Below are 13,374 nucleotides of genomic sequence, written 5' to 3'. Positions count from 1 at the left end.
TTCGCGAGCCTTAGAAGTTGAGACCCATCGCGGTCTTAACCCCCGGCAGCGCGCGCACCTTCGTCAGCAGCTCCGGCGTCACCGCCTCGTCGACCGACAGCAGCAGCACCGCCTCGCCGCCCGCCTGGCGGCGGCCGAGATGGAAGGTGCCGATATTGACCCCCGCCTCGCCCAATGCCGTCCCGAGACGACCGATGAACCCCGGCGCATCCTCGTTGACGACATAGAGCATCGGCCCCGCCAGATCCGCCTCGATCTTGATCCCGAGCAGCTCGACCAGACGCGGCGCCGAATCGCCGAACAGCGTGCCCGCGACCGAGCGCTCGCCATCCTCGGTCCTGACCGAGACACGCAGCAGCGTGTGGTAATCCGCCTCGCGCTCGGTCCGCACCTCACGCACCTCGAGCCCGCGTTCGCGCGCCAGTACGGGGGCATTGACCATGTTGACGGTGGCGGTCTGCGTCTGGAGATAGCCCGCCAGCACCGCGCTGGTGATCGGCTTGGGGTTCAGTTCGGCCGCCGCGCCCTCGGTGTGCACCGAGATTCGCGTCACCGCGCCATGCGTCAGCTGCCCGACCAGCGCACCAAGCTTTTCCGCCAGCGCCATGTACGGCTTCAGCTTGGGCGCTTCCTCCGCCGACAGCGACGGCATGTTGAGCGCGTTGGTGACGCCGCCCGACATCAGGAAATCGGCCATTTGCTCGGCGACCTGGATCGCGACATTGACCTGCGCCTCGGTCGTCGACGCGCCAAGATGCGGCGTGCTGATGAAGTTCGGCGTGTTGAACAAGGGCGAAGCCTTGGCGGGCTCCTCGACGAACACGTCGAGCGCCGCGCCACCGACCTGGCCCGAATCGAGCGCCGCCTTCAGCGCGACCTCGTCGATCAGGCCACCGCGCGCGCAGTTGATGATCCGCACGCCCTTCTTGGTCTTGGCGAGCGCCTCGGCCGAGAGGATGTTGCGCGTCTGATCGGTCAGCGGCGTGTGCAGCGTGATGAAATCGGCACGTGCGAGCAGCTCGTCGAGCGTGACCTTCTCGACGCCGATCTCGATCGCGCGCTCGGGCGTCAGGAACGGATCGAATGCGACGACCTTCATCTTGAGCCCGCGCGCACGGTCGGCGACGATCGAGCCGATATTGCCCGCGCCGATCAGGCCGAGCGTCTTCGACGTCAGCTCGACACCCATGAAGCGGTTCTTCTCCCACTTGCCCGCCTGGGTCGAGGCGTCGGCCTCGGGCAGCTGGCGGGCGAGCGCGAACATCAGCGCGATCGCATGCTCGGCGGTGGTGATCGAGTTGCCGAACGGCGTGTTCATCACGACCACGCCCTTCGCCGAGGCGGCGGGGATGTCGACATTATCGACGCCGATGCCCGCGCGGCCGACGACCTTGAGGTTGGTCGCGTGCTCGAGGATCTCCTTGGTGACCTTGGTCGAGCTGCGGATCGCGAGACCGTCATACTCGCCGATCATCGCCATCAGTTCGGCGGGCGTCTTGCCGGTGATCTCGTCGACCTCGACGCCGCGCTCGCGGAAGATCTGGGCGGCGCGGGGATCCATTTTGTCGGAAATGAGGACTTTTGGCATGGGATTGCTCCTGGGAATGTCGGGGGAACGGAGGTGCGCGCTCGGTTTTGAAAGTCCGTCCTCACCCTGTCCCGTCACCCCGGCGGACGCCGGGGCCCATGGTTGCGGTCCGCCTAGTGAGCGGATGCTCCGTGTCCATGGGTCCCGGCGTTCGCCGGGATGACGGAAAAGGGCGGTGGGAAAAAGGGCGGCAGTAGCGAGTTTTAGGCAGCCTTGGCGGTCGCGTAGGCCCAGTCGAGCCAGGGCCCGAGCGCCACAATATCGGCGGTGTCGACGGTCGCGCCGCACCAGATGCGGAGGCCCGGCGGTGCGTCGCGGTAGCCCGCGACGTCATACGCAGCACCGGCCTTTTCGAGCGCCGACGCCATCGCCTTGATCATCGCCTCGTCCGCACCCTCGACCGTCAGGCAGACGCTGGTGCGCGACCGCGTCGCCGGATCGGCGGCAAGATGGCCAAGCCAGTCGCGTTCCGCCACGATCTTGTCCAGAGCCGCAGCATTCGCGTCAGACCGCGCGATCAGCCCGTCCTTACCCAGCGACTTCGCCCATTCGAGGCTGAAGATCGCGTCCTCGACGGCCAGCATCGACGGCGTGTTGATCGTCTCGCCCTTGAACACGCCCTCGGCGAGCTTGCCCTTCGAAACGAGCCGGAACACCTTCGGCAGCGGCCAGGCGGGGGTGTAGCTCTCGAGCCGCTCGACCGCGCGCGGGCCGAGGATCAGCACGCCGTGCGCGCCCTCGCCGCCGAGCACCTTCTGCCATGAGAAGGTCGCGACATCGATCTTGGTCCAGTCGATGTCATAGGCGAACACGCCCGACGTCGCATCGGCGAACGACAGGCCTTCGCGGTCGTCGGGGATCCAGTCCGCGTTGGGCACGCGCACGCCGCTGGTGGTGCCGTTCCAGGTGAACAGCACGTCGTTCGACCAGTCGACCGAGTCCAGATCGGGCAGCTGGCCGTAATCGGCGCGCACCACGGTGGGGTCGATCTTGAGCTGCTTGACCGCATCGGTCACCCAGCCCTCGCCGAAGCTTTCCCAGGCGAGTGCGGTAACGGGCTTGGCGCCCAGCATCGTCCACATCGCCATCTCATACGCGCCGGTGTCCGAGCCGGGGACGATGCCGATGCGGTGCGTGCTCGGAAGCTTCAGCAGTTCGCGCATCAGGTCGATGCTGTACTGGAGGCGGGTCTTGCCGATCTTCGAGCGATGCGAGCGGCCGAGCGAATCGGTGGCGAGCTTGTCCGCGGACCAGCCCGGAGGCTTCGCGCAGGGACCGCTGGAGAAAAAGGGGCGTGCCGGCTTGGTTGCAGGCAGCACAGGCGCACCTGTGGCGGTGGCATAGGTCGTATCAGTCATGTATCTCTCCTCACAGAGAGCACGCGCGGCGTTGGGACCGCGTGGCCCGTCGCCGGCCCTAACGACGTGGCGCGGTGAGTCAACCATGTCCGCGCATGCGCTCCCGTCGCCACGCTCCCCCATTCGCCCCGAGTGAAGTCGAAGAGCAGCGCCGCACACGCCCACGCCTCGACTCGCCGCAACGCCGCCCCGCAACGCGTGACAAGCCGGTGTCACGCGGGGATGATGGCCCCATGTACCGCGTCCTTTACCCTGTCCTGCTCTCGCTCGCGCCCATTCTCGCGCTTGCCGCCTGCGGCCGCGCCGATCGCCCCGCCGCGCCGCAACAGACCCGCCCCAACCTCTCGGTCCCGAGCAATCGCGAGACCGCGCAATGCCTCGCCGACCTGCGCCAGCTCCACGTCTCGTTCCAACTCCTGCCCGACCGCGAGACCGGTCCCGGCTGCGGGCTCGCGGGCACCGTCAAGCTGGTCGATATCGGCGTCCCGGTCGCCAACCTCACCGCGGTCCGCTGCGGCGCGGCGCGCGCGCTGATCGGCTGGACGCGCAACGCGGTCGCCCCCGCCGCCTATCAGATGCTCGGCAGCGAACTCGCGCGGATCGACAGCATGGGCAGCTATGCATGCCGCAACGTCGTCGGCTCGGCCCGCAACGCGAGCCGCCGCTCGGGCCATGCGGTCGCCAACGCGGTCGATATCGGCGGGTTCGTGCTTAAGGACGGGCGACGGATCAGCATCCTGAACGACTGGACCTCGCCCGACCCGCAGGTTCGCCAATTCCTCCAGACGATCCGCGCCTCGGCCTGCAAGCGGTTCGGGACGGTGCTCAGCCCCGACTATAACGCCGCGCACCGCAACCACCTCCATCTCGAGGACGATCGCGCGAATTTCTGCCGCTAGTACACCGGTCTAGCCCTGCGCACGGCTTTCGACTAAATCCGCCGAAATGACAGATACCCGCATTCCCTCACGCGTTTTCGCGAACGCCAGCCAGGACGCTGAAACCGCCCGCGAGATCGTTTCCACGCCGCAGACCCAGCATCCGCATTACCGGCTCGCCTTCCAGGACATGGACTTCCTGCTCCGCGAAGACCTTCGCCCGGTGCGCTTCCAGCTCGAGCTGCTCAAGACCGAACTGGTGCTCGAGGAAGCGAAGATCGCCTCGACCTTCGTCTTCTACGGCTCGGCGCGCATTCCCGAGCCCGCCAAGGCACAGGCGCTGCTCGAACTCGCCAGCGACGAGAAGTCGAAGAAGATCGCCGAGCGGCTAGTCGAGAAGTCGAAATATTACGACGTCGCGCGCGAGCTCGCCGCCAAGGTCAGCGTCCTGCCCCGCGACGAGCGCGGCTGGCGTCAGTTCGTGGTGTGCTCGGGCGGCGGCCCGTCGATCATGGAAGCAGCGAACCGCGGCGCGACCGATGTCGGCGCCGAATCGATCGGGCTGAACATCGTCCTGCCGCATGAGCAGGCCCCCAACCCGTACGTCACCCCGTCGCTGTCGGTGCAGTTCCACTATTTCGCGCTGCGCAAGATGCACTTCCTGCTCCACGCCCGCGCGCTGGCGGCGTTCCCGGGCGGGTTCGGCACGTTCGACGAGCTGTTCGAACTGCTGACGCTGATCCAGACGGGCAAGATCCAGCCGATCCCCGTGCTGCTGTTCGGTCGCCAGTTCTGGGAGCGCGTGGTGAATTTCGACGCGCTGGTCGAGGAAGGCGTGGTCAGCGAAAAGGACCTGTCGATCTTCCGCTATGTCGAGACTGCCGATGAAGCCTGGGCCGCGGTCCAGTCCTTCTACCGCGAGCGCGCTGCGGCCGAAGCCGCAGAGGCCTGATCTTCTGCCCCCTCTCCCCTCGGGGGAGAGGGCCGGGGTGAGGGGCCGCTAGGCAGCGCACACCCCGAAACAGCCCCTCTCCTCACCGAGGAGAGGGAGCCGCGATTACTGCTCCGTCCGCGCACCCTTGCGTGCGGCTTCCGGATCGACCGATGGCGCACCCGAGGCGGCCGTGCCGGTGTTCGCGATATCGGCGGTATCGCCGCCGTTCTCGACCGCAGCCTCGGCGGCGTTGGCGGTCGCAGGCTGATCTCCAGCGGCGGCGGGTTCTGCACCGGCGGCAGGCGCTGCCGGCAAGGGCAGGTTCGACCCCTGCTGGTTGAGATACAGGATCACGTTCGCGCGGTCCTCGGCACTGCCCAATCCGGCAAAGGTCATCTTGGTGCCCGGCGCGAACTTGCGCGGGCTGGTCAGCCACGCGTTCATCTTATCGAAGTCCCACTTGCCGCCGACGCCCTTCAGCGCGTCGGTGAAGGCATAGCCGCCCTTGCCCTGCGCGATCCCCTCGCCCAGCGTCGCATACAGGTTCGGACCGATCCCGTTCGCGCCGCCCTGGTTGATCGTGTGGCACGCGGCGCACTTCTTGAAGACCTCGGCGCCCTTGGCAGCATCGGCGGTCGGCAGCAGCGACGCGATCGCCACCTCGGCAGCGCCACCGCCGGCACCCTCTTCGACGACGCCCTCGATCGCATAGCCCATCTTCTCGGGGCGCTCGCCGTGGAACAACATGCCCCCCACGATCGACAGCCCAAGCGCCGCACCACAACCTGCGAGCACCCAGCCGGCGATCGTATTGGTCCTGTCGTCCATAAAGCGCACCCACCCCTATTTGATTTAGGACAGCCATAGAAAAGCCTGACCGACACCGCAAGCAAACGCTGCGCCCCGTCTTGCGCGGGCGCCGCGCGCCCTTGATTGCATCCGGCCCGCTGGCTACGCGCCGTGGCGATGGAAAACTTCGCCGCCCCCGCCCGTCCGATCGTCGCGCGGATGACCCAAGCCGCGATGGCGGAGCCCGCGCGCGCGGTCGCGTTTCAGGGCGCGCCCGGCGCCAACAGCCATGTCGCGGCGACCGAGGCATTTCCGGACGGCCTGCCGCTGCCCTGTTTCGACTTTGCCGATGCGATCGACGCGGTGAAGGACGGCCGCGCCGACTGCGCGATCATTCCGATCGAGAATTCTCTCCACGGCCGCGTCGCCGATATCCATTTCCTGCTCCCGGAATCGGGGCTGGTGATCACGGGCGAGCATTTCCTGCCGATCCGCCACGCGCTGATGGGGATCGGACCGCGCGATGGTATCCGCCAGGCGATGAGCCATCCGCAGGCGCTCGGCCAGTGCCGCCACTGGCTCAAGGCGCACGGGATCGAGCCGGTGAGCTATCCCGACACCGCGGGCGCCGCGGCCAAGGTCGCCGAGCTTGCCGACCCGACGATCGCCGCGCTCGCGCCGCCCGCCGCCGCTGCGCTCTACGGGCTCGATCTGCTTGCGACCGACATTGCCGATGCCGATCACAACACGACCCGCTTCGTCACGCTCGCGCGCGGCGGCAAGCCACCGGCGGCGCAGGAGCCGGCGGGCGGCGACTGGATGACGACGCTGATCTTCGAGGTCCGCAACGTCCCCGCCGCGCTCTACAAGGCGATGGGCGGCTTCGCGACCAACGGCGTCAACATGACGAAGCTGGAAAGCTACCAGCGCAACGGCAGCTTTGCCGCGACCGAATTCTACGCCGATGTCGTCGGCAAGCCGGGCGACGCCAATCTCGACCACGCGCTAGAGGAACTCGGCTTCCATTCGAAATGGCTCCGCGTGCTGGGCACCTACCGCCAGGCGCGCACGCGCGGCTGAGTCACCCCTTCGCCCAGACGGTCAGCAGCGTGTGCGCGATCGCATAGGGCGGCGGCGGCAGGAAAGGTCCCTCCTCGCCGCGCAGCACCGCGCGCACCATCTCGCGCGGCACCCACATCGCATCCTCCAGCTCGTTCACGTCGAGCGTGATCGCGTCGTCGACGGCCTCCGCGACGCACGCGATCATCAGCGACGAGGGGAAGGGCCAGGGCTGGCTCGCGACATAGCGGACGCGGCCGACGCGCACGCCCGATTCCTCGGCGATCTCGCGCGCGACCGCCTCCTCGATCGATTCACCGGGCTCGAGAAACCCCGCAAGCGCCGAATAGCGCCCCGGCGGCCAGCCCTTGCCTCGCCCGAGCAGCGCGCGCCCGTCATGCTCGGCGATCATGATGACGACGGGATCGACCCGCGGGAAATGCTCGGTCGCGCAATTGGGGCATTTGCGCGCCCAGCCCGCGCGGAACATCGCGGTCGCGGTCCCGCATTTCGCGCAGAAGCGGTGCCGGACATGCCAGTCGAGGACGCTGCGCGCCGCGGCATAGGTCGCCGCCTCGCCCGGCGCGAGGCTGCCCAGCACCGCCATCAGCGCGGGCGAGCGCATCGCCGGGGCGTTGTCGACCCCCATGCCCGCCAGCAACGCGGTGAAATGCGGCCGCCCGCTCTCGTCGAGCCCGAGCAGGATCGGTTCGGCATCGTCGGGCAAGTCCGCCATCGACGTCCATTCGAGCCGCCCCTCGCCCGTCACGGCGGGCAACAGACCGTCGAGCGCGAGCAGCCGCGCCCGCCAGTCGCCCTGCGCCGCCGCCAGCGCCTCCACATCGTGGCGCAGTGCGTCGGCACGATCGAGCGTCCCGCCGGTAAAACCCGGTGCGACATCGGGCAGGAGATCCGCGGTCAAGCTCATCGGCGCACGCCCCCCGCGGATCCGCTTCGCGCGACATCGGCGACCAGCGCGCCGACCACCTCTTTCCGCAACGGCCATTTCTCACCGGGGAAATAATTGACCATCACCGTGCTCCGGACATGACGGACCGGATCGACCCAGGCGAACGTCCCCGCCGCGCCGCCCCAGCCATAGGTGCCCTTCGATGCGCCGCCCGGCACGTCGGCCAGATAGACCGACCCGCCCGCGCCGAACCCCATTGCGTTGCCGGCAGCCGCCGCACCGGTCCCGGTGCCGATCCCGCCGAACGACACCCCCTTGGGCATCAGGTTCGACATGCCGAGCGCGACCGTCTCGGGCTTCATCACCCGCACGCCGCCCAGCGTCCCGCCATTCTGTAGCATGTGCAGGAACCGATCATAATCGCGCGCCGACATCACCAGCCCCGCGCCGCCATAGGGAAAGCTCGGCCGCTCCGCGAACACCGACGTCGCCGCGGGGTCGAGCGGGGTACGGTTGTCGCCGACGAACGCATAGTTGGTCGCCAGCCGCTTCACCTGATCCTGCGGCACCATGAAGAAGGTCGAATTCATCTTGAGCGGCGTAAACATCCGCGTCTGCAGGAACCGCTCGAACGACATCCCGCTCGCCACCTCGATCACCCGGCCCATCACGTCGAGCCCGATCGAATAGCTCCATTTGGTACCCGGCTCCGCGACCAGCGGCAGCGTCGCTGCACGGTTCGCGAAGTCCTCGAGCGAGGTCGGGCGGACCTTGGCCATCTGCGTTTCCATCTGCGCATTGACCGACATCGGCAGCACGCCGCGTTGCTCATATTCCTTGAGCAGCGGACCCTTCACATTGATGCTGTAGCCGAGCCCCGCGGTATGCGTCAGCAGCATGCGGATCGTGATCGGCGTCTTCGCGGGCCGCGTTGCCAGCGACGTATCGGGGTTGGTCGCGACCGTCATCGTCTTGAACGCGGGGATGTATTTGCTCAGCGGATCGTCGAGGTTCAGCCGACCGTCCTCGACCAGCATCATCGCCGCCATACCGGTGATCGGCTTGGTCATCGAATAGACCCGCCACAGCGAATCGGCGTCGGCGAACGGCCGCCCCGGCTCGTCGCCGATTTTGCCGCTCGCCAGGAACAGGGTCGGCCGGTCACCCAGACCGAACGCGCCGACGATACCGGGCATCTTGTTGTCGCGGACATAGCCGTCGAACAGCCGTTCGAGGCTCGGCAAGGCGGCGCGTGCGGGATCGCCCGCGCGTTCGGTGACGGCGATAGGGCCGGGCGCGGCCTGTCGCTGCGCCTGCCCCAAGGCTGCGGTCGTTGCCAGTGCGGCAATCACGCCGGTCGAAATCCAGTGTGCACGCGTCATGCAGGCCTCCCTATCGCGCCCGTATAGCCTGGGCGGCCTTGGCGAAAACGGTCGGCAGCCCGGCGGTATCCAGGGTCTCGACGGGCCACCATTCGCCGGGTTGATGCGCCTCCACCCGCGCCACCGCAAGACCGAGTTCGAGGTCGAAATGCGTGAAGCCATGCGTGACGCGGTCGTCGAGCATCTGCCAGTCGGCCTGTGCCGGTGCGGCCTCGAACCCCGGCAGCTGGTCGGTCCAGGGCCCGGTCGGCAGCGCGCGCATGCCGCCGAGCAGCCCGGTGTCGGGGCGACGCACCAGCAGCACCTGTCCGTCGCGCTCGAGCCAGAAGATCGTCCCGTGACGCTGCGGCTTGGCGGCCTTCTTCGCCTTGACCGGCAGCCGTTCGGGCTCCCCTTGCGCAAAGCCGTCGCAGTCGGGGCGAAGCGGACACAACAGGCATTTGGGACTGCGCGTCGTGCAGATCGACGATCCCAGATCCATCATCGCCTGCGCGAAATCGCCCGCTCGCATGTCGGGCGTGATGGTGTCCGCGGCCGCCCGGATCGCCGGACGCGCGGCGGGGAGCGGCGTCGTGATCGCGAACAGCCGCGCGACGACACGCTCGACATTGGCATCGACCACCACCGCCCGCTCGCCGAACGCGATCGCCGCCACCGCCGCCGCGGTATAGGCGCCGAGCCCGGGGAGCGTCCGCAGCTCGGCCTCGGTGCGCGGAAACACGCCATCATGCTCCGCGACCACGACCTTCGCCGCCTTCACCAGGTTGCGCGCGCGGGCATAATAGCCGAGCCCCGCCCAGGCGGCCATCACATCGGCATCGTCCGCCGCGGCGAGGCTTTCGAAATCGGGCCAGCGCGCGGTCCAGGCGAGGAAGCGCGGGGTGACCGCGGCGACCGTGGTCTGCTGCAGCATCACCTCCGACAGCCAGACGCGATAGGGATCGACCGTCTCGCCCGGCCGGGCGCGCCACGGCAGCACGCGGCGATGCGCGTCATACCAGTCGAGCAGGGCGACGGGGACCGAAGAGCGCTTGGCGTTCACGCGCCGCCTATGGCATGGGTGGCGCGATGAGCAACCCGCCCGGTATCACCACCGAACAAAAGTCCGCGACCGCGGCCAGCGCGACGGACGTTCCGCCCGCGCGCAAGACCGCCGTCCGCAAAGCTGCTGCCCGCAAGCCCAAAGTCGACGCCGATGCGCCGCGCGCCAACCGGTCGCGCGCCGTCGCCGAGCTGCTCCCCGCGATCGGCGGCGCGGCGTTCCGGCGCTTCGGCTTCATCCAGTCCTCGGTCGTCAGCCGCTGGCCCGAGATCGTCGGCGAACGCTTTTCCGGCGTCAGCACGCCCGAATCGATCCGCTTCCCGATGGGACAGAAACAGGATGGCGTCCTGACGCTGACCGTGCGCGGCGCGCATGCGCCGATGATGCAGCACGTCATTCCCGAGATCACCGAGCGCGTGAACCGCTTCTTCGGCTATGCCGCGGTCGCGCGCATCACTATCCGCCAGGGCGAGGTCGCCAAGCCACGCGTCAAGGCGGCGCCGCCCCCGCTCCGCACCGTTCCCGCCGAGCTCGGTCTCAGCCTGAAGGGCATCGCCGATCCCGAACTGCGTGCGGTCCTCGAATCCCTCGCCGCCGGCGTCGCCTCGACGAGCGGCCTTCCCAGGATCAGCTGAATGCGTCTGTTCTTTGCGTTGTTCGGTCTCGCGCTGCTCACCGCGGCCGCGCCCGCCCCGAAGCCCGTGCCCGTCACCCGCACGGCGAGCGGCACCTACGTACTCGGCAGCCCCGCAGCCCGGGTCAAACTCGTCGAATATGCCAGCTACACCTGCTCGCATTGTGCCGATTTCTCGACCCAGTCGCAGGCGGTGCTGAAGGGCAAGATGATCGCGTCGGGATCGACCAGCCTCGAATTCCGCCACATGATCCGTGACCGGCTCGATCTCGCTGCGGCGGTGCTCGCCCGCTGCACCGGGCCGCGTGGCTTCTTCCCGACATCGGCGGCGATCTTCGCGGCGCAGCCCGCCTGGCTCGAAAAGGGGATCGAGTTCCAGCAGGTCAACGCCGCGCGCATCAACCTCTATCCGCGGCCGGCGCAGCTCAAGGCCTATGCCGATGGCGCGGGGCTGACCGATCTGGTCAAGGCGCGCGGGCTGTCCGCCGCCGCGATCGACGCGTGCTTCGCGGATACGGCGGAGATCGACCGGATCCTCGCCATCACCGCGGCGGCACCGCCCGAAGTCGATTCGACGCCGTCCTTCTTCATCAACGGCAAGGTCATGCCGCATGGCGGCTGGGCCCAGCTCGAACCCGCGCTGCGCACTGCCGGCGCCCGCTAATTTCGTTGGAGTATCCCGCATGAAGTTCGTCACTGCCATCGCCGTCCTGCCGCTCGCGCTCGCTGCCTGTTCGGGGGGCGATTCGTCGAACACGACCCAGGCCGCAGCACCTGTCGCCGCGGCGACCGCACCCGCCGGTCAGAACTGGACCGAAACCGTCGTCAAAACCGACGAGGGCTATCTGATGGGCAACCCCAATGCCCCGATCAAGCTGGTCGAATATGGCGCGCGCTCCTGCCCGACCTGCGGCGCGTTCGGCCGCGAGGCGTTCAAGCCGCTGACCGACAATTACGTCTCGACCGGCAAGGTCAGCTTCGAATTCCGCGACTTCCTCGTCCACGGCGCGCCCGACGTCGCGCTGACGCTGCTCGGCCAGTGCGGCGGGACCGCGCCGTTCTTCCCGATCCTCGAGCAGATGTACCAGAACCAGAACGCCTTCCTCGACAAGCTCCAGACGATGCCCCCGGCGATGCAGCAGAGCCTTGCCAATCTCGCCCCGACCGCGGTCGCCACCAAGCTCGCCGAGCACATGGGGGCGATCGACTTCGTCAAGCAGCGCGGCATCCCCGAGGCCAAGGCGCGTGCCTGCCTCGCCGACCAGAAGCAGCTCGAGATCATGGCCAAGCCGACCGAAAACGCGATGCAGTCGGGCACCGTCACCGGCACGCCGACCTTCCTGCTGAACGGCAAGAAGATGGAAAACGTGCTGTCGTGGAGCGAGATGGAAAAGGCGCTGAAGGCCGCCGGCGCGTAAGCCGCATCCCGTCCGGCGGGCATTTGTCAGCCCGGAGTGTGCCCCTGCGAAGGCGGGGACCCGGTCCGGGCTGCCGCCTTCGCGGAAGAGCAGGAGCGCGCTACGCTCGCCAATCGTGAAGGGAGAGCGCGCGCCATGCAGATCAAACGCCTCCGCATCACCGGGTTCAAGAGCTTCGTCGAACCCGCCGACCTGGTGATCGAACCCGGGCTGACCGGCGTGGTCGGCCCCAATGGCTGCGGCAAGTCGAACCTGCTCGAGGCGCTGCGCTGGACGATGGGCGAGGCCAGCGCCAAGTCGCTGCGCGGTGCCGGCATGGACGACGTGATCTTTGCGGGGACCGCGACCCGCCCCGCGCGCGATTTCGCCGAAGTGTCGATCCTCGCCGAGATCGCCGGCCCCGACGGCGCCGACGAACGCGAGATCGTCCGCCGGATCGAACGCGGCGCAGGGTCCGCCTACCGGATCGACGGCCGCGAGGTCCGCGCGAAGGATGTCGGGCTCCTCTTCGCCGACGCCGCGACCGGGGCGCATAGCCCCGCACTGGTCAGCCAGGGGCGGATCGGCGCGGTCATCGCCGCCAAGCCCGCCGACCGCCGCGCGATGCTCGAGGATGCCGCCGGGATCGCCGGACTCCATGTCCGCCGCAAGGATGCCGAGGCGCGGCTGCGCGCGACCGAGGCCAATCTGGCCCGGCTCGACGCCGTAATCGCCGATCAGGACGCGCGCGCCGCCGCGCTCAGACGCCAGGCGCGCGCCGCCGAACGCTATCGCCTGTTGTCGAACCAGATCCGCGTCGCGGAGGCACGGACGATTTTCGCACGCTGGCGCGACGCCGCTGCCGCCGCCGAGTCGGCGACCGCCGACGCCGCGCGGGCCGAGGCGCGAGTGGCCGCTGCCGCCGCCGCCGAATCCCTTACCGCGAAGGCGCAACACGACGCCGCCGCCGCGGTCGCCACCGCTCGCGCCGCCGCGCTCGCCGCGCGCGACCATGCCGCCGAAACCGGCCACACGCTGTCCGGCCTGCGGACCGAACGCACCGCGCTCGACCGCCGCCTCGCCGATCTCGCCGACTCGCGCCGCCGTATCGCCGAGGACCGGCTGCGCGAGGGCAGCCTCGCCAGCGACGCCGCTGACGCGCTCGCCCGCCTCGCGACCGAGATCGCCGCGCTCGATGCCGCGATCGCCACCGCCACCGCCGCGCTTCCCGCGCTCGACGCCGCGCAGGCCGAGGCCGAACGCGCCGCGCGCGACGTCGAGGTCGCGCTGGCGCAGGCGATGACCCGCCATGCGAGCGACGTCGCCGAGGCGCGGGTCGCCGCCGCCGCGCTCGCTGCCGCGCGCACCCGCGCCGGTCGCGCCGCACGCGACGCGGCGCAGGG

Annotated in this window: 13 protein-coding genes; 7 read left to right on the top strand and 6 right to left on the bottom strand. The window is 69.0% G+C overall.

Translation table 11 applies throughout. The annotated features are described in order from the left end of the window. Positions 1-10: 10 nt before the first annotated feature. On the bottom strand, positions 11-1,588 hold the full coding sequence (gene serA, locus SOM18_RS18030) for a phosphoglycerate dehydrogenase (protein ID WP_031439797.1): 1,578 nt from the start codon (positions 1,586-1,588) through the stop codon (positions 11-13). Between the two features lie 203 nt (positions 1,589-1,791). Then, on the bottom strand, positions 1,792-2,946 hold the full coding sequence (locus SOM18_RS18025) for a phosphoserine transaminase (RefSeq protein WP_031439796.1): 1,155 nt from the start codon (positions 2,944-2,946) through the stop codon (positions 1,792-1,794). A gap of 233 nt (positions 2,947-3,179) precedes the next feature. On the opposite strand from SOM18_RS18025, the gene SOM18_RS18020 reads away from it, so the two are divergent. After that, positions 3,180-3,845, top strand: a complete 666-nt coding sequence (locus tag SOM18_RS18020) for an extensin family protein (RefSeq protein ID WP_031439795.1) — start codon at positions 3,180-3,182, stop codon at positions 3,843-3,845. A 46-nt stretch (positions 3,846-3,891) separates the two neighbouring features. Then, positions 3,892-4,776, top strand: coding sequence for a TIGR00730 family Rossman fold protein (locus tag SOM18_RS18015; protein ID WP_031439794.1), 885 nt, complete (start codon positions 3,892-3,894; stop codon positions 4,774-4,776). A gap of 105 nt (positions 4,777-4,881) precedes the next feature. Here the strand turns inward: SOM18_RS18015 and SOM18_RS18010 are convergent, their stop codons facing one another. Next, the gene (locus SOM18_RS18010) at positions 4,882-5,586 is read right to left on the bottom strand and encodes a c-type cytochrome (RefSeq protein WP_031396507.1); all 705 of its coding nucleotides are present in this window, start codon (positions 5,584-5,586) and stop codon (positions 4,882-4,884) included. A 138-nt stretch (positions 5,587-5,724) separates the two neighbouring features. Between SOM18_RS18010 and SOM18_RS18005 the strand changes: the two genes are divergently transcribed. After that, complete coding sequence (locus SOM18_RS18005) at positions 5,725-6,627, top strand: prephenate dehydratase (protein ID WP_037529881.1); 903 nt, start codon at positions 5,725-5,727, stop codon at positions 6,625-6,627. Position 6,628: 1 nt separating this feature from the next. Here the strand turns inward: SOM18_RS18005 and nudC are convergent, their stop codons facing one another. The 3 genes from nudC to SOM18_RS17990 are packed head-to-tail and all read right to left on the bottom strand — an operon-like array spanning position 6,629 to position 9,940. Continuing rightward, the gene (gene nudC, locus SOM18_RS18000) at positions 6,629-7,534 is read right to left on the bottom strand and encodes an NAD(+) diphosphatase (RefSeq protein ID WP_320482116.1); all 906 of its coding nucleotides are present in this window, start codon (positions 7,532-7,534) and stop codon (positions 6,629-6,631) included. Then, on the bottom strand, positions 7,531-8,898 hold the full coding sequence (locus tag SOM18_RS17995) for a serine hydrolase domain-containing protein (protein ID WP_031439791.1): 1,368 nt from the start codon (positions 8,896-8,898) through the stop codon (positions 7,531-7,533). The genes nudC and SOM18_RS17995 overlap by 4 nt, the downstream gene beginning before the upstream one ends. 10 nt (positions 8,899-8,908) lie before the next feature. After that, positions 8,909-9,940 (bottom strand): A/G-specific adenine glycosylase, encoded by a 1,032-nt coding sequence (locus tag SOM18_RS17990; protein WP_031439790.1) that lies wholly within the window; start codon positions 9,938-9,940, stop codon positions 8,909-8,911. Between the two features lie 26 nt (positions 9,941-9,966). Here SOM18_RS17990 and SOM18_RS17985 point away from each other — a divergent pair, with 26 nt between their 5' ends. From SOM18_RS17985 to SOM18_RS17970, 4 genes are all read left to right on the top strand, one after another. Beyond that, positions 9,967-10,575 carry a DUF721 domain-containing protein gene (locus SOM18_RS17985; protein ID WP_031439789.1) on the top strand — a complete coding sequence of 203 codons (609 nt, stop codon included), beginning with the start codon at positions 9,967-9,969 and terminating at the stop codon, positions 10,573-10,575. Next, positions 10,576-11,238: a DsbA family protein gene (locus SOM18_RS17980; protein WP_042466643.1), complete on the top strand. Its 663-nt coding sequence runs from the start codon at positions 10,576-10,578 to the stop codon at positions 11,236-11,238. Between the two features lie 19 nt (positions 11,239-11,257). Next, on the top strand, positions 11,258-11,992 hold the full coding sequence (locus SOM18_RS17975; protein ID WP_031439788.1) for a thioredoxin domain-containing protein: 735 nt from the start codon (positions 11,258-11,260) through the stop codon (positions 11,990-11,992). Positions 11,993-12,127: 135 nt separating this feature from the next. Beyond that, on the top strand, positions 12,128-13,374 hold a 1,247-nt coding region (locus SOM18_RS17970), incomplete at its 3' end, for an AAA family ATPase (RefSeq protein ID WP_320482115.1).

Source organism: Sphingomonas sp. CFBP9019 (assembly GCF_034045155.1).
In the GTDB taxonomy this organism is placed as follows: domain Bacteria; phylum Pseudomonadota; class Alphaproteobacteria; order Sphingomonadales; family Sphingomonadaceae; genus Sphingomonas; species Sphingomonas aerolata.
Note: the sequence above shows the minus strand (reverse complement) of the source record. Positions and strands in the feature narration are given on the sequence as shown.

Bases quoted from the DNA above. Each gene is read 5' to 3' on its own strand.
- SOM18_RS18025 (WP_031439796.1), bottom strand. From the start codon at position 2,946: ATGACTGATACGACCTATGCCACCGCCACAGGTGCGCCTGTGCTGCCT.
- SOM18_RS18020 (WP_031439795.1), top strand. From the start codon at position 3,180: ATGTACCGCGTCCTTTACCCTGTCCTGCTCTCGCTCGCGCCCATTCTC.
- nudC (WP_320482116.1), bottom strand. From the start codon at position 7,534: ATGAGCTTGACCGCGGATCTCCTGCCCGATGTCGCACCGGGTTTTACC.
- SOM18_RS18015 (WP_031439794.1), top strand. From the start codon at position 3,892: ATGACAGATACCCGCATTCCCTCACGCGTTTTCGCGAACGCCAGCCAG.
- SOM18_RS17980 (WP_042466643.1), top strand. From the start codon at position 10,576: ATGCGTCTGTTCTTTGCGTTGTTCGGTCTCGCGCTGCTCACCGCGGCC.
- SOM18_RS17995 (WP_031439791.1), bottom strand. From the start codon at position 8,898: ATGACGCGTGCACACTGGATTTCGACCGGCGTGATTGCCGCACTGGCA.
- SOM18_RS18010 (WP_031396507.1), bottom strand. From the start codon at position 5,586: ATGGACGACAGGACCAATACGATCGCCGGCTGGGTGCTCGCAGGTTGT.
- serA (WP_031439797.1), bottom strand. From the start codon at position 1,588: ATGCCAAAAGTCCTCATTTCCGACAAAATGGATCCCCGCGCCGCCCAG.
- SOM18_RS17975 (WP_031439788.1), top strand. From the start codon at position 11,258: ATGAAGTTCGTCACTGCCATCGCCGTCCTGCCGCTCGCGCTCGCTGCC.
- SOM18_RS18005 (WP_037529881.1), top strand. From the start codon at position 5,725: ATGGAAAACTTCGCCGCCCCCGCCCGTCCGATCGTCGCGCGGATGACC.
- SOM18_RS17985 (WP_031439789.1), top strand. From the start codon at position 9,967: ATGAGCAACCCGCCCGGTATCACCACCGAACAAAAGTCCGCGACCGCG.